The 1,744-nt window shown below is 61.6% G+C and carries 1 protein-coding gene and 1 pseudogene; one reads left to right on the forward strand and one right to left on the reverse strand.

The window, feature by feature from the left end; all coding sequences use genetic code 11:
* Positions 1–307: pseudogene (locus P5F91_RS29065) on the forward strand (IS66 family transposase); the annotation flags it as partial.
* Between the two features lie 396 nt (positions 308–703).
* On the opposite strand, the gene P5F91_RS29070 reads toward P5F91_RS29065, so the two are convergent.
* On the reverse strand, positions 704–1,315 hold the full coding sequence (locus P5F91_RS29070) for a hypothetical protein (RefSeq protein WP_277909012.1): 612 nt from the start codon (positions 1,313–1,315) through the stop codon (positions 704–706).
* Positions 1,316–1,744: the final 429 nt, after the last annotated feature.

Genomic DNA, 1,744 nt, shown 5'->3' on the forward strand with positions numbered 1-1,744 from the left:
CGAAGGTGTGCCGGTCAGCCTGTCGACCCTGGCCGACGCCGTGGGGGCGATCTGTGCCGCGCTGGAGCCGCTGCTGCGACGGGTCGAGGCCCATGTGATGGCGGCGAAGCGCCTGCATGGCGACGAAACGACCGTGCCGGTCCTGGCCAAGGGCAAGACCGACACCGGGCGCTGCTGGGTCTATGTGCGTGACGACCGGCCGTTCGGCGGGACGGCGCCGCCGGCGGCGCTGTTCCGCTATTCGAGAGACCGCAAGGGCGAATATCCGCAGAGCCGCCTGGGCGGATATGCCGGGTTGTTCCAGGCCGTCATAAAAGGCCGACAGAAGTCCCGGCCCGATCCGGGAGGCGGGTTGCACGGTACCGTTCTTGATGAGAACTTCAGGCGTCAGGCGTCAATCAAGAAGACGATCGCGCTATCGGCCTCGCCATCGTGGAGTTAACAGGCATCGACACTCAGAGGGACATCGAACGGCCGACAAACCCTAAGTTCGTGGCGAAAACTAATGTGGGCGAATATTCCCTATCGAAATTGATAGGGAACTATCATTGTTATTCAGGCTACGGCGACCGGCCCCATAGCCCTTTTTTTTATTATATATCGCCAAGGCAACAGCTGCACAGGAGATCGCTAAAATCACCCAGGTATCGAGCGGCATTTTATCCTCCATGATCTTAAGGGACGTTACCACGCAGTAGCGCAGTTAGTCCACTTTCTTGCCTACGAAATCAGCCCCAGGAGCTGGAATTCCGGATGCTAAACGCCTGACATTCGCCAGCCTAATCCGAGCACCAACGGATCGCTTTTCTGTATGTCGGGGGCCCGATGAATTGTCGTTAAACTCGGCCGGCTTGACCGATTCCGATGGCTTTATAACCGTTTGCTGGACCTGCGACGCACCCACCTCTCCAGAAGTATCAGGTGCTGCGACCTCCAACTGCCTTGTCTCCATAGCAACAGGTTGCGCTTGCTGGTGCACATCCTGTTGAGTTCCAGCTGATGCACTCATGCTTGCGCTTACCGCGTCAGGTGGCTGCACCATCATATTTGTACCACTTCCACGCTGTTCCGCAGAATGAGCCGACCGCACCTCCGTCTTCTCCAACAATTCATCGACTTCCTGGCTGTGTGCCTGTTTGTCCTCCTGAAATTGCGGCTGGGTCTGCGCCGACGCATCGGGTATGGCATTGACTGGCCGATGCGTAGTCGACTCTTGCACTTCCTGCGGTGGGCCCGACACACCACTCATGTGCCGGTCGACGGGATAGGTTGAGGCGTCGTGGGGCTGATATGCCGGAGGCTTCTGATTGGCCAAGGCGTCCTCCCCGCTCCGAGCGGCCTGGCCCAGGCTCTCGCCGGGCAGAGCACTCGATTGGATCGGCGCCTGGGACTGCATTGGCGCACCGGGGGGCGCGACGGCCGGTCCGTGCGGAGCCGCGCCCTGCCCTTCCAGTTGTGAGCCCAACCCGGCAACGGTGTGCCGGGCGGCGATATAGTCTGAGGCGTCGATCGGCTGGTATTCCGGCGGCTGCTGGTGGGAAAAGGCGTCCCCCCCGCTCCGGACGGCCTGGCCCAGGCTGTCGCCGGGCATAGCATCCGTTTGACGCGGCGCCTGGGGCTGCATCGGTGCACCGGGGGGCGCGACGGCGGGCCCCTGCCCGGCAGGCTGTACCCCGCCCTGCTGGGGTGCCAAAGAAGGCAATGCCGAACGATGGTCCAAAGAACCATTTCCGGCCGTGCCACT

The organism is Nitrospirillum amazonense, assembly GCF_029594735.1.
Taxonomy (GTDB): Bacteria; Pseudomonadota; Alphaproteobacteria; order Azospirillales; family Azospirillaceae; genus Nitrospirillum; species Nitrospirillum amazonense.